Annotated in this window: 21 protein-coding genes (1 of these 21 only partly in view); 5 read left to right on the top strand and 16 right to left on the bottom strand. The window is 70.7% G+C overall.

Translation table 11 applies throughout. The features are described 5' to 3' along the window. Positions 1-49: 49 nt before the first annotated feature. A complete protein-coding gene (locus OHS18_RS19490) occupies positions 50-784 on the top strand; it encodes an SDR family oxidoreductase (protein ID WP_328617986.1) in 735 nt (244 codons plus the stop codon). On the opposite strand, the gene OHS18_RS19485 is transcribed toward OHS18_RS19490, so the two are convergent. Next, on the bottom strand, positions 768-1358 hold the full coding sequence (locus tag OHS18_RS19485) for a nucleotidyltransferase domain-containing protein (RefSeq protein ID WP_328617985.1): 591 nt from the start codon (positions 1356-1358) through the stop codon (positions 768-770). The genes OHS18_RS19490 and OHS18_RS19485 overlap by 17 nt on opposite strands. Continuing rightward, complete coding sequence (locus OHS18_RS19480; protein WP_328617984.1) at positions 1355-2788, bottom strand: peptide ABC transporter substrate-binding protein; 1434 nt, start codon at positions 2786-2788, stop codon at positions 1355-1357. Before OHS18_RS19480 ends, OHS18_RS19485 begins: the two co-directional genes overlap by 4 nt. A gap of 95 nt (positions 2789-2883) precedes the next feature. Here OHS18_RS19480 and OHS18_RS19475 point away from each other — a divergent pair, with 95 nt between their 5' ends. Further along, entirely contained in the window at positions 2884-4218 is a 1335-nt protein-coding gene (locus OHS18_RS19475) for an LVIVD repeat-containing protein (protein WP_328617983.1), read from the top strand. An 80-nt stretch (positions 4219-4298) separates the two neighbouring features. Here the strand turns inward: OHS18_RS19475 and OHS18_RS19470 are convergent, their stop codons facing one another. The 7 genes from OHS18_RS19470 to OHS18_RS19440 all read right to left on the bottom strand — a co-directional run bounded on the left by OHS18_RS19470 (position 4299) and on the right by OHS18_RS19440 (position 14992). Continuing rightward, a complete protein-coding gene (locus tag OHS18_RS19470; RefSeq protein ID WP_328617982.1) occupies positions 4299-5888 on the bottom strand; it encodes a glycoside hydrolase family 13 protein in 1590 nt (529 codons plus the stop codon). Between the two features lie 42 nt (positions 5889-5930). Next, a complete protein-coding gene (locus tag OHS18_RS19465) occupies positions 5931-6800 on the bottom strand; it encodes a carbohydrate ABC transporter permease (RefSeq protein WP_328450581.1) in 870 nt (289 codons plus the stop codon). Beyond that, a complete protein-coding gene (locus OHS18_RS19460) occupies positions 6797-7771 on the bottom strand; it encodes a carbohydrate ABC transporter permease (protein WP_247055648.1) in 975 nt (324 codons plus the stop codon). Before OHS18_RS19460 ends, OHS18_RS19465 begins: the two co-directional genes overlap by 4 nt. Further along, positions 7749-9125 (bottom strand): ABC transporter substrate-binding protein, encoded by a 1377-nt coding sequence (locus OHS18_RS19455; protein WP_328617981.1) that lies wholly within the window; start codon positions 9123-9125, stop codon positions 7749-7751. The genes OHS18_RS19460 and OHS18_RS19455 overlap by 23 nt, the downstream gene beginning before the upstream one ends. Positions 9126-9355: 230 nt before the next feature. After that, positions 9356-10363, bottom strand: a complete 1008-nt coding sequence (locus tag OHS18_RS19450) for a LacI family DNA-binding transcriptional regulator (protein WP_247055644.1) — start codon at positions 10361-10363, stop codon at positions 9356-9358. 88 nt (positions 10364-10451) lie between these two features. Further along, positions 10452-12647: a discoidin domain-containing protein gene (locus OHS18_RS19445; protein ID WP_328617980.1), complete on the bottom strand. Its 2196-nt coding sequence runs from the start codon at positions 12645-12647 to the stop codon at positions 10452-10454. A gap of 23 nt (positions 12648-12670) precedes the next feature. After that, positions 12671-14992: a discoidin domain-containing protein gene (locus tag OHS18_RS19440; RefSeq protein WP_328617979.1), complete on the bottom strand. Its 2322-nt coding sequence runs from the start codon at positions 14990-14992 to the stop codon at positions 12671-12673. Between the two features lie 207 nt (positions 14993-15199). Between OHS18_RS19440 and OHS18_RS19435 the strand changes: the two genes are divergently transcribed. Next, the gene (locus OHS18_RS19435; protein WP_328450589.1) at positions 15200-15985 is read left to right on the top strand and encodes a class I SAM-dependent methyltransferase; all 786 of its coding nucleotides are present in this window, start codon (positions 15200-15202) and stop codon (positions 15983-15985) included. A gap of 1 nt (position 15986) precedes the next feature. After that, a complete protein-coding gene (locus tag OHS18_RS19430) occupies positions 15987-16925 on the top strand; it encodes an alpha/beta hydrolase (RefSeq protein WP_328617978.1) in 939 nt (312 codons plus the stop codon). Here the strand turns inward: OHS18_RS19430 and OHS18_RS19425 are convergent. From OHS18_RS19425 to OHS18_RS19405, 5 genes are all read right to left on the bottom strand, one after another. Further along, on the bottom strand, positions 16891-18645 hold the full coding sequence (locus OHS18_RS19425) for a choline/carnitine O-acyltransferase (RefSeq protein WP_328617977.1): 1755 nt from the start codon (positions 18643-18645) through the stop codon (positions 16891-16893). The two genes, OHS18_RS19430 and OHS18_RS19425, sit on opposite strands and share 35 nt — an antisense overlap. Before the next feature lie 4 nt (positions 18646-18649). Continuing rightward, the gene (locus tag OHS18_RS19420) at positions 18650-19528 is read right to left on the bottom strand and encodes a class I SAM-dependent methyltransferase (protein WP_328450595.1); all 879 of its coding nucleotides are present in this window, start codon (positions 19526-19528) and stop codon (positions 18650-18652) included. A 17-nt stretch (positions 19529-19545) separates the two neighbouring features. Then, complete coding sequence (locus OHS18_RS19415) at positions 19546-20403, bottom strand: HalD/BesD family halogenase (protein WP_328617976.1); 858 nt, start codon at positions 20401-20403, stop codon at positions 19546-19548. A 111-nt stretch (positions 20404-20514) separates the two neighbouring features. Beyond that, the gene (locus OHS18_RS19410) at positions 20515-20970 is read right to left on the bottom strand and encodes a DUF4232 domain-containing protein (RefSeq protein WP_328450599.1); all 456 of its coding nucleotides are present in this window, start codon (positions 20968-20970) and stop codon (positions 20515-20517) included. Between the two features lie 172 nt (positions 20971-21142). Continuing rightward, positions 21143-23740 (bottom strand): bifunctional FO biosynthesis protein CofGH, encoded by a 2598-nt coding sequence (locus OHS18_RS19405; RefSeq protein WP_328617975.1) that lies wholly within the window; start codon positions 23738-23740, stop codon positions 21143-21145. A gap of 153 nt (positions 23741-23893) precedes the next feature. On the opposite strand from OHS18_RS19405, the gene OHS18_RS19400 reads away from it, so the two are divergent. Continuing rightward, complete coding sequence (locus OHS18_RS19400) at positions 23894-25450, top strand: IS1634 family transposase (RefSeq protein WP_328450603.1); 1557 nt, start codon at positions 23894-23896, stop codon at positions 25448-25450. Here OHS18_RS19400 and OHS18_RS19395 read toward each other — a convergent pair. Together OHS18_RS19395 and OHS18_RS19390 are read right to left on the bottom strand one after the other, a co-directional pair. Further along, positions 25435-26196 (bottom strand): SDR family oxidoreductase, encoded by a 762-nt coding sequence (locus tag OHS18_RS19395; RefSeq protein ID WP_328617974.1) that lies wholly within the window; start codon positions 26194-26196, stop codon positions 25435-25437. The genes OHS18_RS19400 and OHS18_RS19395 overlap by 16 nt on opposite strands. Next, a protein-coding gene (locus tag OHS18_RS19390) for an alpha/beta fold hydrolase (protein ID WP_328617973.1) crosses the window boundary here: on the bottom strand, positions 26193-26463 show its end. 518 nt of this gene lie beyond the right edge of the window; only the last 271 of its 789 coding nucleotides appear in the window; its start codon lies beyond the right edge, outside the window; its stop codon occupies positions 26193-26195. Before OHS18_RS19390 ends, OHS18_RS19395 begins: the two co-directional genes overlap by 4 nt.

Raw genomic sequence — 26463 nt, 5'->3', positions numbered from 1 at the left:
CGAAGAGGGCCCGGCACTCGCCGGGCCCTCTTTCGTTAGGGTCGGCGGCATGGTGAAGACGGCGGTGGTGACCGGGGCCGGATCGGGCATCGGGCGGGCGGTGGCGCGGGCGCTGCTCGGCGAGGGCTTCGAGGTCGCGCTCGCCGGGCGACGGGCCGACGCGCTGGCCGAGACGGCGGAAGGGCGCGAAACCGCGCTCGTCGTGCCCACCGACGTCGCCGACGAAGACTCCGTCAAAGCCCTGTTCGACGCCGTCCGCGAGCGCTGGGGGCGGCTCGACCTGCTGGTCAACAACGCCGGGATCGGCGCCGCGGGTACCGTCGCCGACCTGAGCGTCGCGGACTGGAAGCGGACCGTCGACGTCAACCTCACCGGGATGTTCCTCTGCGCCCAGCAGGCCGTCCGGCTGATGAAGGACCAGGACCCGCGCGGCGGCCGGATCGTCAACAACGGCTCGATCTCCGCGCACGTGCCGCGGCCCGCGAGCGTCGCCTACACCGCCACCAAGCACGCCGTCACCGGCCTGACCAGGTCGATCTCGCTCGACGGCCGGGCCTGGAATGTCGCCTGCGGGCAGATCGACATCGGCAACGCCGCCACCGAGATGACCGAACGGATGGCGGCCGGCATCCCGCAGCCCGACGGGCGGGTCGTCGCGGAACCGACGTTCGACGTCCGGCACGTCGCCGACGCGGTCCTCTACATGGCCGGGCTGCCGCTCGACACCAACGTCCAGTTCCTGACGATCACCGCGACGACCATGCCGTTCATCGGCCGGGGATGACGATCAGGCGGTCGTGCCAGGGGTGCGCGGTCCCGAGCGCGTCCGCGAGCCACCGTCGCTGAGCGGCGTCCAGGACGGGCAGCACGGCGGTGAAGTCCTGCTCGTCCTTGGGACGGGGGCGACCGGACTTGGAGAACAGCTGCACTTCCGTTGCCAGGTAGGGGATTCCGTCGGCGGACAGGCGGCCCAGTCCGGCGACCGGGCGTCGCAGGCCGGGGTTCCGGCGGGAAAACCACTCGCCGTCCGCTGATTCGTCCAGCATGACCTGGATCCGCCACGGCGCCGACGGACCGGGCCGGCACCAGACGTCGTGGACCGCGGGCGGCAGGATCTCGCCGGGCCGCCACGGACGCAGCGTGCCGGGCGGGTCCGCAGCCCACCACTCCCACGACGGCAGCGCCTCCTGGACCGCGGCCTGGTCGCGCCGGAGCAGCAGGACGTCGATGTCGTCGTGCGCCCGGAAGGCGTGCCCCACGGCCAGTTCGATCGCGTAGCCGCCCGCGATCCACCACGGGGCCCGGACCTGCGAGAACAGGGTGACCACTTCGGACAGTGGCGCCGGGTCCCAGGTCACGGTGCCGCGATCCCGGCCAGTACCGGTCCCGTGAAGGGCGTCGTCACGACGTCGTGCACGCGGTCGCCCCAGACCGCGTGGCCGTGTCCGGACCACAGCGGCGCCACCGGGAGGTCGCGCAGCAGCTGGTTCTCCGCCAGCCGGTACAGCTCGCCCGCCTCGTCTCCCGTCGCCGCCGCGTCGGCGAGAGCCAGGTTCTGCCGGAAGTTCTCGTCCCGGTAACCCGACGCCTCGGCCAGGGCCGACAACAGCTCGTACGGGCTCGGTGTCGCGAGCTTGACGTCCAGGGTGGACGGGCCGTCGAGCGGCCCGGCCGGGCGGGCTTGCGCCGTCACCGAAACGTCCAGGGCCTTGTGCAGGCCGACCACCAGGGTGCGGGTCCACTCTTCGGCACCCGGTCCGAAGTAGACGGTCGCGCCGCCGGGGAACGAGGCCTGCTTCAGCAGTGCCTTGCCGGCCGCCGCGTCGAAGGTGCACGGGCGGCAGGTGCCCGTGCGCTCGCCCGGCGCGTCCGCCGGGGGCAGCAGGGCCTTGGCCGGGTCGACCTGGTGGGCCAGTGGCCCGGCCTCCAGCGCGGCGCGGTCGACGCCGAGCGCGAAGCCGTGGCGGACCGTCGCGTCGGTGAATCTCGGATCGGTCACCGGGAACGTGAGGTAACCGGCCTGCGGCAGGGCCCACGTCGCGTGCCGGTCGCCGAACTCGTGGATGGCCTCGTGCTTCTCGCCGGGGACCTCGGTCGCCAGGTCGAGCGCGCCCGCCTTGACCGCGTCGTACTGGGCGGACGGCTCCCCGACCCGCAGCTCGATCGTCGCGGCGCCGCCTTCGCCGACGCGTTTCAGCGTCCCGCCGGAGCCGGGTTTCCACGGCCCGTCGAGCCGGTACGGGCCGTTGCCGACCGGCGCCTTCGCGAAGCCGTTCCAGTCGTGGGACGCGAGCACCGACGCCGGCAGCGGCACCAGGCCCGGTGCCGAGAGCAACGCCGGGACCTGGCCGGACGGGCGGTCGAGCGTCAAGGTGAGGACGAGTCCCGAGGCCTTGATCTCCCGGGCGCGCACCAGCTTCGTGAGCACCGGCGAAGCCACCCAGTGTGCGGCGGCGATCGCCCTCCAGGTGTCCACATAGGACTGCGCGGTGACCGGGGTGCCGTCGTGGAACGTCGAGGGCCGCAGGCGCACCGTCCAGTGCACCCGGTCGGCGCTCTCGATCGACTCGGCCGCGCGCGGCGTGACCTTCCCGGTCGCCGCGTCGTAGTCGGCGAGCGGGGTCCACAGGGCGCCGGTCACCAGCCGGCCCGCCTGGTCGGAGAGGTCGGCCGGCAGCAGCGTCGCGGGCTCCCGGATGCCGACGGACAGGACACCGGGGGCGGGGCCGGGGTCGGAGCACCCCGTGACGGCGAGGGCCAGGACGGCCAGCAGGGCGAGCAAGCGCATGGGCCAGTCCTACCAGTCGGAAGGCAACCAAAGGCGGTTGTGTCCGGTTGATCTCCGTCGTACGGTTCGGCTGATCACGCCTTTTAGGAGGTTTTGTGCGCACCTGGCTACGGTCGTGCTTCGCCGCCGTCACCGTCAGTGCCACGCTGGTCGCGACCGGGTTGCCGGCCGCCGCCTGCGGCGAGGACGACAAACCCGCGGTCCCGGCCGCGCGGACGGCGGGTGACCCGGGGGCGATCAAGAACGTCAAGTCCGTCGGCAACGTGCCCGACGCCGCCGGCGCCATCTCGATCAACTTCCTCGACTACGGCCGCCGCGACGTCATGGTCGTCTCCGGCGAGTTCGGCCTGAAGGTCTACGACCTGACGAAGAACCCCGCCGCGCCGAAGCTGGTCGGGCAGGTCAGCCTGCCGGGCCTGTGGGAGACCGAGGACACCGAGGTCGACCCGGCCCGCAAGCTGGTGTTCCTGTCCCGGGACCCGCGCGCGTTCGGCGGCACCACTCAGACCGGCGAGTCCGGCATCTACGTCGTCGACGTCGCGAAGCCCGAAGCGCCGAAGATCATCAGCTACGTGAAGGCGCCCGCCGGGCACACCACCAGCTGCGTCGACGGCTGCCGCTACCTGTGGACGGGTGGCCCGTCGAAGGCCGCCGACCAGCCCGCGGAGTGGGGCGGCCGGCCGATCTGGGTCACCGACATCCGCGACCCGAAGCACCCGAAGGTGGACCCGCAGCCGATCGAGCTCGCCCGCAACGACGGCAAGACCGACTACGTGCACGACGTCCAGGTGGACGACAACGGCGTGGCCTGGGTGTCCGGGCGCGGTGGCGTGCGTGGTTACTGGACGTCCGGTGTGCACCGCGACCCGCTGTCGAACAAGATCCGCCGCGCGACGGCGCACGAGCCGATCCCGTACGCCGGCGGCGGCATCGCCGAGACCGCGGCGCCGTCCCGGTTCATGCACAACAGCTTCCACCCGGCCGGGCACCGGGTCGGCGACGGCGCCTGGCGCGGTCAGGACCTGATCTATGCGACGGAGGAGAACTTCGTCGACGGCTGCGCGGGCGACGGCGTGCTGACGATCTCGTCGCTGGCCGGTTCCTACCACGGCGAAGGCTGGCGTTCGACGCCCGAGCAGCCCTTCCGGCTGCAGAGCGTCGGCACCTGGGGCGTCAACGGCCAGGAGGGCAGCGACCCGGCGTCCGACGACTGCTCCGCGCACTACTTCGACGTCCGCGGGAAGGTGCTCGCGCAGTCGTTCTACTCGCAGGGCACGCGGTTCCTGGACGTGAGCGACCCGACGAACCCGCGGCAGATCGCGTACTACCGCCCGGCGGACGCGAGCGCGTGGGCGCCGTACTGGCACGGGAAGTACGTCTACGTCGCGGACAACGCGCGCGGCGTGGACGTGCTGCAGCTGACCAAGTAGCCCAACCGAAGCAGGCCACCGAAAGTCCGTGAAGGCCTCCTTACCGGCCATAAGAGCCGGTAAGGAGGCCTTCACGGCTTTCAGGAGGTGCGGAGCCAGACTGCGGTGTCGGTCGGCAGGGAGCCGTCCACCGGGCCGCTCGCCAGCAGGACCTCGCCCGCCGGCAGGGGTACCGGCGACGCCGAGAAGTTCAGCGCGAACGTGAAGCCCGGCTCGCGCGTGAACGCCAGCACGCCGTCACCCAGCGACAGCCACTCCAGCGTGCCCGCGCCGAGGGCCGCCTGCTCTTCCCGGATGCGCAGGCCGTCGCGGTAGAGCGACAGCATCGACGTCGGGTCCGCGGCCTCGGCGGCGGCCGTGAACGACGACCACTCCGCGGGCTGCGGGAGCCACGCGTCCCCGGAACCGAAGCCGAACGGCGGCTCGTCACCCGACCACGGGATCGGGACGCGGCAGCCGTCGCGGCCGGGGTCGGTGCCGTTCGTACGGGCCCACACCGGGTCCTGGCGCAGGTTGTCGGGGATGTCGCGGATCTCCCAGAGCCCGAGTTCTTCGCCCTGGTAGACGTACAGCCCGCCCGGCAGGGCCAGCGTCAGCAGCGCCGCCGCGCGGGCCCGGCGGGTGCCCAGCTCCCGGTCCACCGGCAGCTCGTGCAGCCGGTTCGCGAAGCTGAAGCCCGTGTCGCCCTGCCGGCCGTAGCGCGTGACGTGCCGGGTGACGTCGTGGTTCGACAGCACCCACGCGGCCGGCGCGCCGACCTCGTCGTGCGCCCGCAGCGTGCGGGTGATGACGTCGCGGAAGCGCCCGGCGTCCCACGGGCAGACCAGGAAGTCGAAGTTGAACGCCGAGTGCAGCTCGCCCGAGCGCAGGTAGCGCGCCGCGCGGGACATGTCCGGCAGCCACATCTCGCCGACCAGCACGCGCTCGCCCGCGTAGCTGTCGGCGATCTTGCGCCACGACCGGTAGATCTCGTGCAGGCCCTCCATGTCGGAGAACGGCGTCTCGTCGCCCTCTTCGACGTCCGGCAGCCGCGGGTCCTTGACCAGCCCGTCGGCGACGTCGATGCGGAAGCCGTCGACCCCGCGGTCGAACCAGAACCGCAGCACGTCCTCGAACTCCTGGCGGATGTCCGGGTTCTCCCAGTTGAAGTCCGGCTGGCGCGAGCTGTAGAGGTGCAGGAACCACTCGCCGTCCGGCACGCGCGTCCAGGCGGATCCGCCGAAACGGGACTTCCAGTTGTTGGGCGGCTCGGCGCCGTCCGGGCCGCGGCCGGGCCGGAACCAGAACCGCTGCCGCTCCGGCGAACCCGGGCCCGCGGCGAGCGCGGCCTGGAACCAGCGGTGCTCGTCGGAGCAGTGGTTCGGCACGATGTCGATGATCACCCGGATGTTCCGGGCGTGGGCCTCGGCGAGCAGCTCCTCGGCTTCGGCGAGCGTGCCGAACAGCGGTTCGATGTCGCGGAAGTCGGCGACGTCGTAGCCGCCGTCGTCCATCGGCGAGGGGTACCAGGGGGTGAACCAGATCGCGTCGATCCCCAGCTCGGCCAGGTGGTCCAGGCGCGAACGGACGCCGGCGAGGTCGCCGATGCCGTCGCCGTTGCCGTCCGCGAAGCTGCGGATGTAGACCTGGTAGATCGCCGCGCTACGCCACCAGCCGGTCTTGTCGGTCACGGAAGTGCCCTCCTAGTAGTCGTGGAAACCCCGGGCGCGGCTTCAGCCCTTGACGGCGCCGGCGGTCAGCCCGGCGAGGATCTGCCGCTGGAACGCCAGGAACAGCGCCACCATCGGCAGGCTGGCCAGCACCATCCCGGCGACGAGCACGTTGAGCGGCATGTCGATCGCCACCCGTTGCAGCATCACCGAGAGGGTCTGCTTTTCGGTGTCCGGGAACACCAGCAGGGGCCAGATGAAGTCCTTCCACGCGGTGACCACCGCGAGGATCGACACCACGGCCAGGATCGGCCGCGAGATCGGCAGGATGATCCGCCAGAGCGTGCGCACCGGCCCGGCGCCGTCGATGCGCGCCGCTTCGATCAGCTCGTCCGGGATCTGGTCGAAGAACCGCTTCAGCAGGTAGATGTTGAACGCGTTCGCCGCCGCGGGCAGCCAGACCGCGGTCGGCGAGTTGATCAGGTTGAGGTGCAGCAGCGGCAGGTCCGTCACCGTCACGTACGTCGGCACCAGCAGGGCCGTGGCCGGCAGCATCAGCGTCGCCAGCATCAGGCCCAGCACGACGTTGCCGAACTTCGGGCGCAGCTTCGACAGCGCGAACGCGGCGGGGACGTCGATGGCCAGCTGCGCCAGCCACGCGCCGCCGGCGACGATCAGCGTGTTGAGGAAGTACTTGCCCAGGCTCAGCTGGTCCCACGCCTCGCCGAAGGTCTCCGGGTGCCACTCGTGCGGGATGAGCGTCGCCGGGGTCTGCGCCAGTTCCTGCGGTGACTTCATCGCCCCGGTGATCACCCAGTACAGCGGGAACATGAAGGCCAGGACGAACACCGCGAGCGTGCAGGCGAAGATCACGCCGTAGACGGCCTTGCCGCGCCGGCTGCGCAACGCGCCGGGGGAGACGAGGGTCCTCATGACTGGTCCGCCTTCCGCGTCAGCCGGACGTACCACGCCGAGAACACGCCCAGCGCGATGAACAGCAGCAGGCTCATCGCACTCGCCGAGCCGAAGTCGTTGTAGACGAAGGCGTACCGGTAGAGCAGCAGGAGCACGGTGACCGTCGAGTCGTCCGGCCCGCCGCCGGTCATCACGTACGGCTCGGTGAACACCTGCATCGTCGCGACGATCTGCAGCAGCAGGAGCACCAGCAGCACGAACCGGGTCTGCGGGAACGTGACGTGCCGCAGCCGCTGCCACATCCCGGCGCCGTCGAGCTCCGCGGCTTCGTACAGCTCGCCGGGGATCGTGCCGAGCGCGGCCAGGTAGATCAGCGTGGTGCTGCCCATGTTGGCCCAGGTGGAGACGAAGACCAGCGACAGCATCGCGGTGGTGGAGGAGTCGAGCCACTGGCCGCCGGGCAGGCCCACCGCGCCGAGCGCGGAGTTGAACAGACCGGGACCCGGGTCGTAGAACCACTTCCACATCAGCGCCGTGACCACCGGCGGCAGCATCACCGGCAGGTACACCGCGAGCCGGAAGAACGCCTTGGCGTGCCGGATCTCGTTCAGCAGCACCGCGGTGAGGAACGGGACGGCGAACCCGAAGACCAGCGCGAGCCCGGTGAACAGGAGCGTGTTGCGCCAGGCGACGCCGAACAGCGGGTCGTCGAACAGGCGGCTGAAGTTGTCGAACCCGACCCACGTGGGCGCGTTGACGAAGTCGACCTGCTGGAAGCTCAGCAGCACGCCCCGCACGATCGGGTACCAGGAGAACATTGCGAACACCAGCAGCGCGGCGCAGAGCAGGCCGTACGCGGTGAGGTTCTCCTTCAGCTTGCGGCGCAACCGGACGCGGCGGCGCTCGGCCGGGGACGCGGCCGGGCGCCTGGCCCGCGACGAAGACGTCGCGGGCCAGGCGAGGAGGCTACTTGACCTGGGCGAGGACACCGTTGACCTTCGACGAAGCGGACGACAGCTGCTGGTCGATGTTCGCGTTCTGGTCCGTGAGCACCGCCTGCATGACGCTGTCGAGGGCGGCGTACACCTGTTGCGCGTTGGGCGGCTCGATGCTGCCCTTGATCTTGCTGGTCGTGTCCACGTAGGACTGGTAGTTCGTGGCCGGGACGTTGGCGAACTTGGCCTTCAGCGCCAGCTGCTGGTCACGCACCGCGCCCTGCCAGACGTCCGGGGTCGGCTCGGCGGGCAGGCCGACCGGCTGCTTGCCGTCGACGTACTGCTGGATGTGCTTCTCGAAGCGGTCCGGGTTGAGGTACTTCCACTGGATCCACTCGAGGCCGGCCTTGATCTTCTCCGGCGACGCCTTCGGGTTCAGCATGTAGCCTTCGCCGCCGAGCAGGGTGCCCTGCCCGCCGGGCATGCCCGCGACGCCGTAGTCCTCGTATTTGCCGTTGAACTGCTTGACCAGCGTCGGGATGTTGTCCGGGGCGGCCATGTACATGCCGAGCTGGCCGGCGCCCATCATCCGCTGCACGTCCGTGGCTTCCAGCAGCTGCTTGGCGCCCATGGAGTTGTCGGTCCAGCGCATGTCGTGCAGGTACTGCAGGGCCTGCTTGCCCTTCTCGTTGTCGAAGTCGGCGACCCACTTTTCGCCGTCCTTGCGGGCGATGTCGCCGCCCATCGAGTACAGCCAGCTGGTCATGTGCCAGCCGCCCTGGTTGTTCTTGCTGTAGTCGGCGTACCCGACGGTGCCGTTGCCCAGCGCGGAGATCTTCTTCGCGTCTTCGCGGACCTCGTCCCAGGTCGTCGGCGGCTTGTTCGGGTCGAGACCGGCCTTCTGGAACAGCGGGCGGCTGTAGACCAGGCCCATCGTGTAGTTCATCGTCGGCAGGCCGTAGAGCTTGCCGCTCGCGTCACGGAAGTTGTCCAGCAGTTCCGGCTTGAGGTCGCCGATGTGCGGGACGCTCTTCGACGCTTCCGTGATGTCCGCGGCTTGATGCCGCGCGATGATCTGCGCCGGGTCGGTGAAGTAGACGTAGTAGACGTCTTCGAGCTGGCCGCCGGCGAGCTTCGCGGAGAACGTCTTCGGGTCCATGAACCCCTCGTGGGGCTCGATCTGGATGTTCGGGTGGGACGCCTCGAACTCCTTGACGTCGGCGTCGAAGACACCGCGCTCGAACGGCTGGCTGGTGGGCGGCTGGCCGGTGACCGTGATCTTCACCTTGCCCCCGGGCGCGGCGGCGTTGCCGTCGTCGCCGCAGGCGGCCACCCCCAGCGCGAGGCCGCCTGCGGCCAGCAGGCAGAACATCCGGCGGGGCAAGGATCGGGACCAGGGACTGCTCATCTCAAGCCTCTTCTCGGGTCGCGACGGCTGTCACGTGATTGCGGTCACTCTAAAGTGCGAGACCGGATCGACGCAATAAGCCGACGAGACTTTGCAAGTTACGAACAGGCCGCGAACGCGCCGGCGAGGAGACGCGGGTGGAATGGGTACCGCCGAACGCTCCAGCGCGCCCCGGGCGCGCGAAAAGGCGCGACGGCCCGGAAGCCGTCGCGCCTGGGGGTGACGCGGGGTCAGGCGATGCGGCGCGCGGTCGAGCCGCGCACCACCAGTTCCGGCGCGAACAGCAGCTCCTCGGCCGCCACCTCGCCGCCGTTGATGCGCTTGACCAGCAGCTCGACCACCGCGCGGCCCATCGCCTCGATCGGCTGGCGGGTGGTCGTCAGGGGCGGGTCGGTGCAGTTCATCAGGGCCGAGTCGTCGTAGCCGACCACCGAGACGTCGTCGGGCACCGACAGGCCCTGCCGGCGGGCCGCGCGGACCGCGCCCAGGGCCAGCAGGTCGCTCGCGCACAACACCGCAGTCGCGCCGCGCGGGTAGAGCCGGGCCGCCGCCGCGTGGCCGCCTTCGATGGAGAACATGCCGTGCTCGACCAGTTCGTCCAGCACCGGCAGGCCGAGCTTCGCCGCGTACGCCTGGAACGCCTCCAGCTTGCGCTTCGACGGCACGTGGTCGGTCGGCCCGAGCACCAGCCCGATCTTCTCGTGCCCGAGCGAGCTGAGGTGCCCGACGACCTGCTCGACGGCGACCGCGTCGTCGCACGACACCTGGGGCAGTCCGAGGTGGTCGACGGCCGCGTTGATCAGCACCGTCGGGAGCCGCCGCTCGACCAGGTGGTGGTAGTGCGAGTGCACCGCGTCGGACTGCGCGTAGAGCCCGCCGGCGAACACGACGCCCGACACCTGCTGCTGCAGGAGCAGTTCGACGTACTCCGCCTCCGACACCCCGCCCGCGGTCCGGGTACAAAGGACGGGGGTGAAGCCCTGCTGCGCGAGCGCGTTGCCCATGATCTCGGCCAGGGCCGGGAAAATCGGGTTCTGCAGTTCGGGGAGCACGAGCCCGACCAGGCGGGCGCGCTCGCCGCGCAGCTGGGTGGGCCGCTCGTAACCCATCACGTCGAGCGCGGTGAGCACGGCGGCGCGGGTGCTGGCGGACACCCCCGACCGCCCGTTGAGCACCCGGCTGACCGTGGCTTCACTGACCCCGACCTGGCGGGCGACTTCGGCAAGACGACGCGTCATGAGTGAAACTTTACAGCAACTGCGCGCAAAAGTAAGACAAGCCCGTCCCGGTGTCAGGAGCCGGGACGGGCTTGTCTTCAGTCCGGAGTTACGAAGCCGCCACCTCGAACTCGGACACCTGACCGGCGGGCCAGCCGGTGTTGCCGGTGAACGTCAGCCGCACGAAGCGCTGCGACGTCGCCGTGAACGACGCCGACGCCGTGTTGCCCGACGCCGGGTCGAACGCGTAACCGCGTGAGCCGACCAGCGTCGTGTACGAGCCGCCGTCCGTGCTGCCCGCGATCGTCACCGTCTGGGTGCGCGCGCCCCACGCCGACGACGGCGGCAGCTTGAGCGTCACCTTGTTGATCGACGCCGCCGCGCCCAGGTCCACGGTCAGCGTCTGCGGGAACGCGTTGTTCGCGCTCTCCCAGTACGAGTCCGCGTTGCCGTCGTTGGCGTTGCCCGGCGGGAACCCGCCCTGCGACGACGACGAGCTGATCGCCTTGCCCCGCGCGATGTTGCTGCCCGACTGCGGCGGCTGCGGCGGGCCCGAGTTCGGCGCGGGCCAGCTCGAGCAGTCGCTCCACGTGCCGGTCCAGCCGCTGTTGCCCGAGCCGCCGAAGGTCATCTTCGGGATCGACGTCGGGTACGGGCAGTTGTACGTGCCGGTCACGCCGACGCCGGACGCCGACAGGTTGCTGATCGTCGCGGTCCCCTGCGTCTGCGACTGCGCCACGAACGTGCCGACGCCCTGCACCGAGACGCCGTCGATCGTGACGCCCTGGATCTGCTTGCCCTGGCCGTTGCCGTCGATGAACTGGATCGCCTCGTACGGGCTCTGGATCGCGGTGAACCCGGTGACGCGGATCGTCACGCCGGTGATCGCCTGGTCACGCGCGTCGAACCACAGCGCGCCGACACCGAACTGCCAGTTCGGGTCGAGCGCCCCGGCCCGCAGCGCCGTGTTGTTCGACAGCGTCACGGTGCCGCCGAGCGGCACCGAGTTGAACCGGTTCGCCACCAGGTAGCCGCCGCCGAGCGCGTTGGTGTCCTGCACCAGGTTGCCGCTGACCGTGTTGTTCGACCCGCCGTAGAGCGCGATGCCGTTGGCCAGGTTGGGCTGCACGACCGTGTTGTTCGCGATCGTGTTGCCGGAGTCGGCCTGGCCGTTGGACCAGAGGGCGAGGCCGTCGTCGCCGTTGTTGCGCAGGTAGTTGTTGCGCAGCGCCGAGTTCGTGACGGCGCCGTCGAAGTTGACGCCGTCGGCCTGCGTGTCCTGGATGCGGTTGTTCTCGATGGTGAGGTTCGACGACGCGCCGTTCATCAGCCACAGCCCGCACTTGGTGTTCTGGATCCAGAGACCCGACACGACCGAGCCGTTGCCCAGGACACCGTGGAACGCGTTGTCCGGGCTGCCGTCGTTGCGCTCGGTCACGTCGCCGAACACCGCGAAGTCGTACAGCTTGATGTTCCCGGACGCGCCGCCGTTGTTGAAGATGTTGTTGCCGTGCAACACCGTGTACCACGGCCCGGCGCCCCGGACGGTGGTCTGGTCGATCTGCAGCGCCGACCCGATCTCGAACCGGCCGGACGGCACGAACAGCTCCTTGCCCTGCGAGCGCGCCGCCGACAGGCCGTTGCGGAACGCCTGGGTGTCGTCGGAGGAGTCGTTCGCCGTGGCGCCGTAATCGGCTACCGAGAGGGCGTTCGCCGGCTTCGCGCCCGCGCCGCCGACCTGCTCGAAGTCGGCCAGATCGATGGTCGCCTGCCCGACGTCACCGGAGTCGGCCTGGACGCGGACCTTCGTGCCGGCCGCCGCGTTCTGGCCGAAGAGCAACCGGGCGTCGTCGAAGAAGTGGTGCGTCTTCGAGCCCGAGATGAAGCCGGTGTCCACATAGGAATACCGGGACGTCACGGACAGCCCGCTGCCCAGCTTGGTCCCGCCGACGTACACCGAAAGCCGCCCGGACGAGCCGTCCGGGATGGTGTAGTGGACGTTGATCGAGTTGGCCGCCGCCGGCAGCGTGAACTCGACGTACTGGCCGGACCCGATCCGGACGGCCTGCCGCCCGGACGCCTCCGAAGCGATGCTGGCCTGCGTGTAGTCGGGGCCGACGGCCGAGCCGGTGGTCGCCGAGCACTCGGCCTCGACCGTCCGGAACGGCACGCTCGCGCCGCCGGACGCCGTGGTCGGGCAGGTCGCCGCGGCCGCGGGAGTGCCGCCCGTAACCAGCACGGTCAGGCTGGCCGCGGCGAGGGCCGCGGCCAGCAGCGCCGCGCGGCGCCGTGGTGATGGGGACATCGTCGTCACCTCTCTAGCTGAGTTCAGGACGAATAGGCTTCGAGTTCGGACAGTTGTCCCGCGGGCCAGCCGGTGTTGCCGGTGAAGGTCAGCCGCAGGGTGCGCGCGGACGTCGCCGGGAACGTGATCGTCGCGGTGTTGCCCGACGCCGGGTTGAACGTGTAGCCGGCCGCGGCCTTGACGCCGTCGACCGCGATCGTCTGCGTGCGCGTGCCCCACGCCGAGGACGGCGGCAGCCTCAACACCAGCCGCGACACCGAAACCGTGGCGCCGAAGTCGACGGTCAGCGACTGCGGGAACGCGTTGTTCGCGCTCTCCCAGTACGAGTTCGCGTCGCCGTCGACCGCGTTGCCCGGCGGGAAGCCGCCCTGCGACGCAGACGCGCTGATCGCCTTGTGCAGCGCCAGGTTCCCGGTCGGCGGGGTCGTCGTCGTGGTGGTGGTCGGCGGGGTCGTGGGTGTGGTCGGGGTCGTCGGTGTGGTCGTGCCGCCGTTGTCCGAGCCGTACACCGGCGTCGGCCACGAGCCGCAGAACGTCGTGCTCCAGCCGGAGTTGCCGCCCTGGTCGACGAGCCCGGTCAGCGCGTCCGGGCCCATGCAGTTGTAGACGCCCGCGCGGCCGATCCCGGTCGCGACGACGTTCTTCACCGTGCCGGTCGGCTTGGCCTGCAGCTGCCAGGCGAAGGTCCCCGCGCCGGTGATGCGCACGTTGGTGAAGTGCACGTCGGTGGTCTGGCTGTCGATGAACTGGATGGCCTCGTAGTTGTTGTCCAGCAGGTCGAGGTCGGTGACGTCGACGCGGCCGGTGATGGCGCCGTCGCGGCCGTCGAACCACAGGGCGCCGACGCCGAACTGCCAGTTCGAGTCGAGCACGCCGGTGCGGATGGCGGTGTTGCGCGCGACGGTCGTCGTCCCGGCGAGGGGCACCGCGCTGAACCGGTTGGCGATGTGGATGCCGCCGCCCTGGTCCTGGGTGTCGGCCACGACGTTGTCGGACACGGTGTTGTCGCGCCCGCCGTAGATCGCGATGTTGTTGGCGAGGATCGGCAGCAGCACGGTGTTGAAGGAGAAGGTGTTGTTGTGGTCGGCGTCGTGCTCGGACCACATGGCCAGGCCGTCGTCGCCGGTGTTGCGCAGGAAGTTGTTCGTCACGGTGACGTTGCTGATGCCCTGGTGCAGGTTCAGCCCGTCGGCGGTCTGGTCGAGGATCCGGTTGCCGGACACGGTGAGCCCGTCGAACGGTCCGTCGAGCCACAGCCCGACCTTCGTGTGCTGCAGCCACAGGTTCTGCACGACCGAGCCGCCGCCCAGCGCGCCGCCGATGGCGTTGGACTGGTCGCAGTCGACGCGGGCGTCGACCTGGCCGATGATCGCGAAGTCGTACAGCTTGACCGCGCTGCTTGTGCCCGGGACCGCGCTGTTGCCGGGATACGTCGACGTGCCGCAGCTGGCCGGTTCGCCCTTGCCGAAAATGCCGGCGCGCGGGCCGGTCAGCACGGAGTACCACGGGCCGGCGCCGCGGATGGTCACCTGGTCGACGGTGATGTGGTGGCCGAGGGTGAAGGTCCCGGACGGGATCCAGACCTCTTTGCCTTGACTGCGAGCGGCGGCGACGGCGGCGTCGAACGCGCCCGCGTCGTCGCTGGTGTCGCCCGCGGTGGCCCCGTAGTCGGTGACGGACACCGAGTTCGCCGGCTTGGCCGCGGCCGCGCCGACCTGCTCGAAGTCGGCCAGGTCGATCGTCGAGGTCGTGACGTCGCCCGCGTCGACCTGCAGCTTGATCTTGGTGCCGGCCGGGTAGTTCGTGCCCAGCAACGCGCGGGTCTCGTCGTAGAAGTGGTGCGCGTGGCCGTCACCCGGGGTGTTGGTGAACGGGTACGAGCCGTAGTACCAGGCGTACTTCGACGTCAGCGCGACGTCGCGGTTGTGGGAACCGTTGACGTACAAGGAAAGCGAGCCGCTCGTGCCCGTGCCGTTCCCGGAGTCCGGGAGGCTGAACCGGAAGTCGATCGAGTTGGCCGGCGCGGTGAGCGTGAATTCGACGTACTTGCCTTGACCGCCCAGCGTCACGGCTTTGCGGCCGGACGCCTCGCCGGCGAGGGTGCCGGCGTTGCGGTCGGGGCCGATGACCGCGCCGTTGGTCGCGGCGGACTCGGCTTCCTGTTCGAGGAACGGCACGGTCGCGCCGCGCCCGGCGGCGAGCGCCGAATTCGCGGGGGCCGCGGCCAGGGTGACGACGGTCAGGCCGGTCGCGGCGGCGACGGCGGCGGCCAGCGCGCCGAATCTCGCTCGCCGACGGGGCTTGGTCAAGTTTTCGGGCGCGCTGAAGACAGGATGGGGAGACATGGAGCAGCAACTCCTCGTCGAGTGCAGGTGGGGACCCTTGTGACCTGGATCATACGAATCCGGGACAAGATAACGCAATAGATGAACGAACTTACGCAAATTTGCGACAGAAACTGACGGCTGCGCCGGATGCCGGACGTCGGTTTCCGTCGGGCGGAGCAGCGCCACCGGCGTCGAGGACCCGCAGGCCGCTGCTAGTTTTGAGCCATGATTGAGCGACGTGCCGACGGAAGCGCCGGTGACGCCGACTACGGCGCGATCGGCGGGGTGTACACGGACTACCGCGTGCCGGACCCGCGGATCGGCCGGTACATCCTCGACGCGCTGGGGGAGGCGCGGACCGTCCTCAACGTCGGCGCGGGCGCGGGCGCGTACGAGCCCCAGGACCGCGAGGTGACGGCGGTCGAGCCGTCGGCGTCGATGCGCGCGCAGCGGCCCGAGGGCCTGCCACCCGCGGTCGACGCGGTCGCCGAGAAGCTGCCGTTCCCGGACCGGTCGTTCGAGGGCGCGATGAGCACGTTCAGCGTCCACCAGTGGAACGACCTGTGGGCCGGGCTGAAGGAGGTCCGCCGGGTCACCCGCGGTCCGGTCGCCATCCTGACCTGCGATCCCGCGCTGCTGCGGCGGTTCTGGCTGCTCGACTACGCGCCCGAGGTGATCGAGACCGAGGCGCGGCGCTACCCGCCGGTCGACGACATCGCCGACGGGCTCGGCGGCCACACGTCGATCATCGGCGTCCCGGTGCCGATCGACTGCACCGACGGCTTCAACGAGGCCTACTACGCCCGCCCCGAGCGCCTGCTCGACCCGGGCGCGCGGCTGTCGTGCTCGGCGTGGAGCTTCGTCGACGACCGGGTGCACCACCGGTTCGCCGCGGAGCTGCGCCACGACCTCGACGACGGCACGTGGGAACGCCGCTACGGCCGGTTCCGCGAGCAGCCGACGTTCGACGGCTCGCTCGTCCTCGTCGTCTCGAACCCCGAGGGAGCCTGACGTGCCGCCGCCGCCGTTCGACCCGGAACTGGCGCCGGTCGTCGAACAGCTGCGGGCGGCCCGTCCGCCGCTGAGCACGCCGGACGGCATCGCCGCGCGGCGCGAGTTCGTCGCCGGCGCCGAGCAGACCGTCGACGAGCTGGCCGCGGCGCACCCGGGCTTCGAGTTCGCGGAGGAGCACGCGGAGGAGGTGCCGTTGCTGGTCGCGCGCCCGCCCGAGAGCCGCGGCGTTCTCTACTACGTCCACGGCGGCGGCCTGATCGTCGGCAGCCACCTCGGCCCGGACGTGCCGAACGTGCTGCGCTGGGCGGGGGAACTCGGCGTCACCATCGTTTCGCCGGGTTACCGGCTCGCGCCCGAGCACCCGTACCCGGCGCCGGTCGAGGACTGCTACGCCGGTCTGTCGTGGACGGCCGAGCGGCTCGCCGGTCCGATCGTGATCGGCGGCGTCAGCGCGGGTGGCGGCCTGGCGGCGGCCACGGCCCTGCTCGCCCGCGACCGCGGCGGCCCGGAACTCGCCGGGCAGCTGTTGCTCTGCCCGATGCTCGACGACCGCAACAGCACGCACTCGGCCGTCGAGCTCGACGGCCGCGGTCTGTGGGACCGCACGGCCAACAACGTCGGCTGGGCGGCGTACCTGGGCGACCTTCGCGACGTCCCGGCCTACGCCGCGCCGGCCCGCGCCACCGATCTTTCCGGCCTGCCGCCGGCGTTCCTGGACGTCGGCACCGCCGAGACGTTCCGCGACGAGGTGGTCGCCTACGCGAGCCGGCTCTGGGAGGCGGGCGGCGAGGCCGAGCTGCACGTCTGGCCCGGCGGGTTCCACGGCTTCGACGCGCTGGTGCCGGAAGCGCGGCTCAGCCGGGCGGCCCGCGCCGCCCGGCTGAGCTGGTTGCAGCGTCTGCTCAGCCGCCGGCCAGCAGCTCCTGCAGCTCGCTGACGGCCTTCGCGAGTTCGTCGGCGAAGCGGTACATCTCCGACGACACGTGCTTCGGCGTGCTGAGGTAGAGGTTCCAGCGGTCCGGCAGCAGCACGTACGCGATGCCGATGCACTGCGGGCTGGTCGAGCCGAAGCCGAAGTACTGGATGTTCACCGACGGCGCCGAGCTGGTGCTCAGGTAGTCGTCGCGCATCTTCAGCCAGCCCGGCGAGCTGTACAACGCCGGTGTCTCCGTGTCGCCGCGGCGCTTGGCGATCAGCTGCAGCTCCCACAGGTGCTGCTCCGGCGCGTCACCGGCCTGACACTCCTTCGCCCGCGAAACGTGCTTCGCCGCCGCCGTCCGGAACGCTTCCCGCTTCTCTTCGGGCGAGCCGTCTTCCATCGCGGCGACGAACCGGAAGACCTCCGGCGTGACGACGCGCATGGCTTCGGTCCGGCCGTTGCGGAACTGCCGGGTGGCGATCGACTCGTACGTCGCGCCCGTCAGGCCCTTCGCGCGCTTGTGCGCGAGCTGGTAGGCCATCTGCGCGAAGGCGTCGGGGGACATCCCCAGCTCCTTCACGCGGTTGGCGCCGAAGTCGAACGACACGGTCTGCGTGGCCGTCGCGTCCGCGTACGCCTTGAAGGACTCTCCGGCGGCGCGGGCGTCTTCGCGGAGGGCGTCGGTCAGCGTGAACTCGACGGGCTCGAACCCCGGGACGCCGTCGGCGGGGTCACGCGGGAGGCGTTCCCCGCTGAGCAGCGCGTCCGTGAAGCCGAGGATCGTGGTGCCGTCGAGCTCGCAGTGCTCGACGTTGATCCCGGCGGTGCCGTCCTCGAACACGATCAGCGAGACGGCCTTGTCGTACCAGCGGTTGGCGCCGTACAGCAGCTGGTCCGCGGCTTCCAGGGTGGTCGACGGCGTGAAGTCGTCGAGGCAGACGCAGAACAACGCCGTCTCGAGGGTTTCGAGAGCTTCGGCGTTGCCCGCGTCCAGCAGGGCCTGCCGGCTGGCCGCCCACTCCGCGCGGGCCTTGGTGGTGAAGTGACCGGCAGGCACGTCCGTGTCGTGGTCGTCCTTGAGGATCGCCCGCAGGCCGTCGGCGAGCTGCTCGGCGGAGTACGGGCGGCCGTCGTCGGCGAGGACGTCCATCCGGAACGGCGTGTTCCGGTGGAACACCACGATGTGCCGCGCCCGCGACGGCCCTTCCCAGCCGTCGCGGTACGGCGTGCGCGCGGTGTCGAGCACTTCGCCCGGGATCCGCGTCGCCGAGAACAGGTACCGGTGCTGCACCATCGACTGCGGCGCGCCGCGCACGAGCACGGGCGGCACCAGTTCGTTGTCGAGCCGCAGCTTGTAGTCCACCGCGGACGCGGTCAGCTCGGCCGCGCGTTCCACCTGGGCCAGCGGCGATTCGGCGAACAGGAAGAAGAAGTTGGCGTTGAGCGCGATCCGGTCGCGGCGGCCGAGGTAGCGGTACGGCCAGAAGGTGTCCAGCCAGCTGTGCACGCCGGGTGACCGGTCGTACTCCTCCAGCGCGGCCTGCAACCCGTGGGCCGGGCTGTCGGGCGCGAGGAAGTCCTCGACCGCCGCTTCGGTCTCCGCCAGCTCGTCCGGCGTCAGCAGCGGACCGCACCACTCCAGGAAGCGGCGGCCGCTGTCGTCCAAGGTGGGCACGGGGACCCGGGGAAGCCGGTCCTCGTTGCCGAACGTGCGGGGGGACCATTCCGGACTGCTCACTCTGTCATCCTCGTTCGTCGGGGGCGGTGTCTTCGTCTTCGGTGGCAACGGCGTTGAGCGTGGACGCGAGCCCGGCGGCCGCACCCTTCTTCGGTCGGGAAACATACAGCTGCGCGTACAGCCAGCCTTCGGACTCGAGCCCTTCGGGATCGACGCCGGCCGTGCCCAGCGAGTCGAGGATGTGGGCCTGCTCCTCGGCGGAGGCGAACCGCCGCTGCCGGTAGACGCCGTCGATCGCCGCGGTCTCGTAGCCCAGCTCCGCGAGGCTTTCCGCGACCGGGTCGTAGGAGAACATCCGCAGCACGAAGTGCGCCATCCACGGCCGGGAGCCGCGCGCGATCCGGGCGATCGACTTCTCGGTGACGTAGCCGACACAGCCGGTCGACACGACCAGGTCCACCTGATCGAGCAGCGCCTGCTGCGTCTCGTCCGGGTCGTAGCGTTCGAAGTCGGCGTAGATCGTCTCGTCCAGGAAGCCCGCTTCACGCGCGTAGTCCAGCGCCGCCCCCGCGGCGTCGAGCCCGAAGAACCGGGCGCCGTCGGGGGTCGCGCGGCTGCGCACGAGCCGCCGGTCGCGCTCGAGCAGGGCGGCGCGGTCGAGGTCCTCGACACCGGGCGCGGTGTACTGCTCGTAGAGGTCGTCCAGGGTCGTTTCGCACCGCAGCAACGCGCTGTTGACGCCGTAGGAACAGCCGACGTCGAGCACGGTCGGCCGCGCGATCCCGCGCTCCGCCTGGTATTCCTCGATCAGTTTCGTGAAGTACGGCTTCGCCAGTTGCGGAATCTGGTAATCCACGCGCTGCAACGTTCCGAAGAACGGACGGGGGTCGGGCGCGGTGTAGATGTGGTCGAACGAGATCTTGCCGGTCGAGTCGAAAGGCACGGGCCAGGCTCCTAGATCTAGTCGAGCAGGGCGTCGCCCCGCACAGCGTGACCAGCCAGGTGTTCGGGCAGGACCCGGCCGAAGAGCTGCCTGGTCCGCTCCGGGCTGCCGATGACGCCGGGGCGCTCGCTGTAAGCGAAGATCGCCGAGTGGCGCGCGATCTTCCCTTCCACCCTAGTGACCCGATGCAAGGCGAAGCGGCCTTTGAACAACTGCAGATCGCCCGGACGGAGGCTCAATCGCTGGACCAGACGGGTGCTTTCCCCGGAAAGAACGGAGCGGACACCGGAAAAATTCTCGGCCTCCGCGGACCGGATGTTCGGGCAGTATTCGAACGTTCCGCCGTCGTTCGCGGCCTGCGTCAGCATGCTGACGGTGTAGGAGTTCGTGTCGAAGTGCCACGGGTGCGCGCGGCCGGGCGCGATCACGTTGAGCGTCAGCCCGGACAGCGGGTCGGCGAGCTCGTGCAGCTCCGGCAGCCCGAAGCAGTCGGCGATGAACCGCTGGAACACCGGGCTGGTGTAGAGCCGGCTGATGATGGCGTCGCCGGGGACGTGGTCGCGGGCGACGAAGGCGTTGCCGCGCTCCATGATCGTCCGGCCCGGGTGGTCCTCGGGCAGCGCGGCGTCGAGCGCGGTGTTGTACGCGTTGACCTTTTCGACCTTCGTGTACGCGTGCGGTTCGAGTGCGGCGCACTCGGCCCGCAAGGCCTCGTGCAGCTCCGGCCGGATGAAGTCGGCGAGGACGCTGCAGCCGACGTCGGCGAGCTCCGCGCGGGTACTGGCGACGACCTCCCGCCAGGCTCCGCTTTCCGGATCGGTGAGCGGATAGCGGTCCGAGTCGATCATGTCCAGCGCGGCCACGGAGGTGCTCATCGAAGTCCTTCCGGCAGGTGAAGCTACGGTGCTTGCCCTGGTCGTGAGGAAAACAAGTAGCACAACGCCCCGGCGGTCAACCGTGGGTTTGTGAGCGGTGACACAAAGTGGTCAGTTGCCGATTTCGGTCGCCCAGGAGCTGACGGTGACGGTGTCCGTGGTGCCGAGGTCGGTGTCCAGCGGCTGGCTCTGCGCGGGTTCGCCCGGGACGGGGACCACCGAGATCGCGGCACCGGTGTGCTGGTCCCCGGACGTCACGGTCGCCGACCACGCGAGCACGGCCACGACCTTCTCGCCGGGCTTGAGCGTCACGTTCTGCGGCCCGAGGTCACGCGCGAAGTACGACGTACCGTGCTCGACCTTCACTTCGAGCGGCGAACCGTCTTCGGTGAGGATCTTCAGGTCCGGGTAGCCGGTGACCTTCCGCGGCTCGCCGTCCCGGTTGGTCAGCGTCAGCACGCTTGCGCGGTGCCCGAGACCGGCTTCGACCTGGCCGACCGAAAGCGACAGTCCGGCCGACGGCGGTGGCGCGTACGTCGGGCTCGGCGTCGTCGTGGGTGTGGGCACGGGCAGCGGAGGCGGCGTAGTGCCGCAACCCGCGAGAAGCGCGACGAAGAGAAGTGGTGCGAAGCGGAAAACCCCCATGAACCGGAAGAGTAGCGGGCGCCCCGGAGCCGGGCGCCCGCTACCGCTGTGTCGACCGGGGCTCCGCCACCCGGAACCCCCGAAGAACCGCTTATTACGGCGTGAGCAGGGGCAGCAGCGGCTTCCGGACCGCGGTGGCGACCCCGTCGGACGCCTCCGCCGCGGCGATCCGCTCGGCCGAGGGCCGGCCGTAGCCCGTCGTCCGCTGCACCAGCGGCCGGCCCAGCGGCTCGACCATCTCGCGCATGTCGCTGATCGTCTTGTACGACCCGTTCGACGCGCCGGCCATCCGGCTGATCGTCTCCTCCATCAGCGTGCCGCCGATGTCGTTGACGCCGCCCTGCAGCACCGCGCGGCTGCCCTCGGTGCCGAGCTTCACCCAGGAGCTCTGGATGTTGTCGATCATCCCGTGCAGCAGCAGCCGGGCCAGCGCGTGCACCGCCCGGTTCTCGTTCTGCGTCGCGCCCGGGCGGGCGAGCCCGGCGAGGTAGATCGGCGAGCTCTGGTGGATGAACGGCAGCAGCACGAACTCGCTGAACCCGCGCTTGCCGTGCTTCTCCAGGCCGTCGCGCTGCAGCTTCGCGAGCAGCTTGAGGTGCGCGACCCAGTGCGCCGGCGTGTCGACGTGGCCGTACATCATCGTGGACGTCGTCGGCAGGCCGACTTCGTGCGCGGTGGTGACGACCTTGATCCACTCCGACGTCGGCAGCTTGCCCTTGGTGAGCACCCAGCGGACGTCGTCGTCGAGGATCTCCGCGGCCGTGCCCGGCAGCGAGTCGACGCCGGACTCCTTCGCCGCGATCAGCCAGTCCCGCAGCGAGAGGTTGGTCCGCGAAGCGCCGTTGACGACCTCCATCGGGCTGTAGGAGTGCAGGTGGATGTCCGGCTGCCGGCGCTTGACCTCGGCCGCGAGGTCGAAGTACGCGGTGCCCGGCAGGTCCGGGTGGATGCCGCCCTGCATGCAGATCTCGGTCGCGCCCGCGGCCCACGCCTCGTCGACGCGGTCGCCGACCTGCTCCAGCGAGAGCGTGTACGCGTCGGCGTCGGTGCGACGCTGCGCGAAGGCGCAGAAGCGGCAACCTGTGTAGCAGACGTTGGTGAAGTTGATGTTCCGCGTGACGACGAAGGTGACGTCGTCGCCGACCGTCTCGCGCCGCAGGTCGTCGGCCAGCTTCGTGAAGGCGTCGAGTTCCTTGCCGTCGGCGGACAGCAGGGCGAGCGCGGCGTCGTCGGACAGCCCGGCGGGGTCCTTTTCCGCACTGCGCAAGGCTTCCAGCACGGTGGAGTCGAACTTCTGCGGCCCGGTCTTGATCCGGTCGCCGATCTCCTTCCAGTCCCCGTACACCGAGTCGAAGTCGCTGCGGCGGTCTTCCGTCCGGCCCGTGGTGTCGATCTCGGTGTGCAGGTCGGTGCGGCCGGACTGCTGCCAGCCGCCGTCCGGCTCCTGCCACGGGATGCCGACCGGCATCGCGCCCTCGCGCGCCATCCCGGTGGCCGGGTCGACGAGCGCGGCGACGTGCCGGGTGATCCGCGGGTCCAGCCACGGCTCGCCGGCGTTGACGTACTCGGGGTAGATCGTGAGCCGTTCCTTGAGCTCGAAGCCGGCCTTCTCGGTGCGGCGGGCGAGCTCGTCGATCTGCGGCCACGCGCGTTCCGGGTTGACGTGGTCCGGGGTCAGCGGCGAGACGCCGCCCCAGTCGTCGATCCCGGCGCGGATCATCAGGTCGTACTGGTTGCCGATCAGGTTCGGCGGCGCCTGGATGCGCATCTTCGGGCCGAGCACGAGCCGCGCCACGGCGATGTTCGCGGCGAGCTCCTCGAGGTCGGCGTCCGGCGTCGCGCGCATCTTCGTGTCGGGCTTGGCCCGGAAGTTCTGCACGATCACTTCCTGGATGCCGCCGTAGGTCTTGGCGATCTTGCGGATCTCGAACAGGGCGTCCGCGCGCTCCTCGAACGTCTCGCCGATGCCGATCAGCACCCCGGTGGTGAACGGGACGCTGCTGCGGCCGGCGTCTTCGAGCACGCGCAGCCGGACGGCGGGATCCTTGTCCGGCGACCCGTAGTGCGGGCCGCCCTTCTCGCTCCACAGCCGGGTCGCCGTGGTCTCCAGCATCATGCCCATCGACGGCGCGACGGGCTTGAGGCGCTGGAAGTCCTGCCAGGACAGCACGCCGGGGTTGAGGTGCGGCAGCAGGCCGGTCTCCTCCAGCACCCGGATCGCCATCGCGCGGACGTAGGAGAGCGTGTCGTCGTAGCCGTGCGCGTCCAGCCAGTCGCGGGCCGCCTTCCAGCGGTCCTCGGGCCGGTCGCCGAGGGTGAAGAGGGCCTCCTTGCAGCCCATCTCGGCACCCTTGCGGGCGATGTCGAGGACCTCGTCGGGCGAGAGGAACGGCGATTCGAGCCGGCCGGGCACGGTGACGAACGTGCAGTAGCCGCAGCGGTCGCGGCAGAGCCGGGTGAGCGGGATGAACACCTTGCGGCTGTAGGTGATGATCCCCGCGCGCCCGGCCTCGGCCAGGCCGGCGTCGCGGATGCGGGAGGCGTACTCGGACAGCTTCCCCAGGTCTTCGCCGCGAGCGTGCAGCAGGACGCTCGCCTCGGCTACGTCGAGTGTCTTCCCGTCACGCGCCCGGGCGAGCGCACGGCGCATCGCGGAGGCGGTCGGGGTGGTGGCGTCGGGTTCGGGTCCCATTCCGCCCACGCTAGGACCGTCCTCGTGCGACCAGCCAGTGTGTCTTCCGCACCCCGCTCACCCGATCGTGGATGGTGATCGTCGTCGCAGGTCAACGCGCCGGGATGGTTGTCGATCAGCCGCGCGGCGTGTATTACCTAAAGGGTGGCCTCGGTGATCGGGAAGAAGATCGGCGGACGGACGTACTACTACCTCGCGGAGTCCGCGCGGGTGGACGGCAAGCCCCGTGTGGTGACCCAGCGTTATCTCGGCACCGCCGACGAGATCGCGCGCGCCGTCCCGGGCGGTGAACCCGCGTCGGCACGCTACCGCGCGTACGGCGCTGTGGCCGCGGTGTGGGCGACGCTGCGGCGTCTCGACTTCGTCCGCCGCGTCGACGAGGTCGCCGGGCCCCAGCGCGCCAAGACCACGCTCGGGCTGACGCTGGCGATCGCGGTGCTGCACCGGGCCACCGCGCCGGAGACGCCGATCGCGGACTGGTGGGCGACCGGGGCCGCCCCGGACCTGGTGCGCCCTCGGGTGTCCACAGTAGACGGATTCTGGCGGGCGCTGGAAAGGCTGACCCCCGAACGGATCACGCGGATCGAGGAGACCGTCGCCTCCGCGGTGTTGGAGATCCTCGACGACCACGCGGCCCTCGCCGTCGACGTCCCGCAGTTCACCGCGTTCGCCGCCGCGGACTGCACGCTGCCCTCGGCCTGCCAGGGCGTGCTCGCCGGCGTGGGCCTGCGGGTGACCCGCGACGGCGCGATCCCGCTCGGCTCGCGGCTGTACCGGCGCGACGACGGCACGGCCCCGACGTTCGCCGCGCTGACCGGCGAGCTGGGCCCGGCGACGCTCATCTTCCACACCGGGCAGGCCGCGCAGCTCGACCTCGGCTCACGCAGCGGGTTCGTCGGTTCCCTGCCGCTGACCGACCACCCCGAGCTGCTGACCCAGCCCGCGTCGGCCCGCAAGCGCGTCGACCCCGAGCGGTTCGCCGGCCTCACCGCGCTCGACACGCACGCGGTGGTGGACGGCGTCCGGCGGCGGGTGATCCTGACGCATTCGGCGACGCTGCACGCGGCGCAGTCCCGCGCGTTCGCCGACGAGCTGGCCACCGCGACCCGCGAGCTGGACGGCCTGGCCGGGGCCTTGGCGGCGGGCACCCACCGCGGCGACCGCGCCCAGGTGCACGCCGAGATCGGCCGCGTCACCCGCGGCCGGCGCGCCGAGCGCGTGCTCACCGCGGTGCTGAGCGGGAGCCGGGCCGGGGAGATCCGCCTCGAGCGGCGGATCGACACCGCCGCCGTCGCCCGCCTCGACGACGAGTTCTTCGGCAAGCAGGTGCTGGTCACCGACCGGGACTGGCCGGTCGCCGAGGTCGTCACCGCCTACCGGGCGCGCACCCACCTCGAATCGACGTTCCGCTGGCTGACCGGGCCCACCGTCACCGGCCCCACCCCGCGCTGGGAGTGGACGCGGCAGCGGATCGCGGCACACGGGCTCGTCTCGGTGCTCGCCGCGACGGTGACGCACCTGATGCGGCGCGAGGCCGACCGGGCCGGGATGAACCTGTCCGTGAGTGAGCTGCTCGGCCGGCTAGCGGGCATCGGCGAGCTGGTGCTGCACTACCCGTCGACCGGCGGGCGGCCGCGGACCGCGCGCCGGCCGACCGAGCGGGACCCGGCCCAGCAGGCCCTGTTCGATCTGTTTCAGGATTCGCGGTAGATCTGCAGCGCGGAGAAGCTCTGCACCACCGGCATCAGCTCGATGACGTTGATGTTCACGTGCTTCGGCTGGCTCGCGGCCCAGTACACGGACTCCGCGACATCGTCCGCGGTCAGCGGGGTCGTGCCCTGGTAGACCTTGTCGGCCTTCTCCTGGTCGCCGTCGAAGCGGACCTTCGAGAAGTCCGTGCCGCCGACCATGCCGGGCTCGATGTTCGTCACCCGGACGCCGGTGCCGTGCAGGTCACTGCGCAGGTTGAGGCTGAACTGGTGGACGAACGCCTTGGTCGCGCCGTAGACGTTGCCGCCGGGGTAGGGGTAGGTGCCGGCGATCGAGCCGATGTTGAGCACGTGGCCGCGGCCGCGCTCGACCATCCCGGGCAGCAGCGCGCGCGTGACGTGGGTGAGGCCGCGGACGTTCGTCGCGATCATCTCGTCCCAGTCGGCGAGGTCCGCCTGGTGCGCGGGCTGGAGGCCCTTCGCGAGCCCGGCGTTGTTGACCAGGACGTCGACCTCGCGCCAGTCCGCGGGGAGGCCTTCGATCTTCGTCTTGACCGCTTCGGGGTCGCCGACGTCGAGCTTGAGCGTGAGGACGGCGTCGCCCAGCTCCCCGGCGAGCTTCTCGAGCTTGTCCTCACTACGGGCGACGGCGATCACCCGGGCGCCCTCGGCGACGAACCGGCGGGCGATGGCGTCACCGAAGCCGGCGCTGGCGCCGGTCACGAACACGGTCTGCTGCTGGGTCATGGCTTGGCTCCGCTGTCGGTCAGGAAGGTGCTGAGCGCCTCGTTGAACTCGGTCTCGCGCTCCAGGTTAGGCAGGTGGCCCGCGCCGTCGATCACCACCAGGGTGGAACCCGCGACTTCCCGGTGGATGAGTTCGGCGTCCCGCACCGGGGTGAACTGGTCCTCACCGCCTACTACGACCAGGGTCGGGACGGCGATGTTCCGGAGCCCGGGGGTGTAGTCCGGGCGCTCGGCGCGTCCTCTCAGGGCGGCCGCGGCACCCTCGGGG

The sequence above is a fragment of the Amycolatopsis sp. NBC_00355 genome, assembly GCF_036104975.1.
In the GTDB taxonomy this organism is placed as follows: domain Bacteria; phylum Actinomycetota; class Actinomycetes; order Mycobacteriales; family Pseudonocardiaceae; genus Amycolatopsis.
This window is presented reverse-complemented; position numbering and strand designations above follow the sequence as displayed.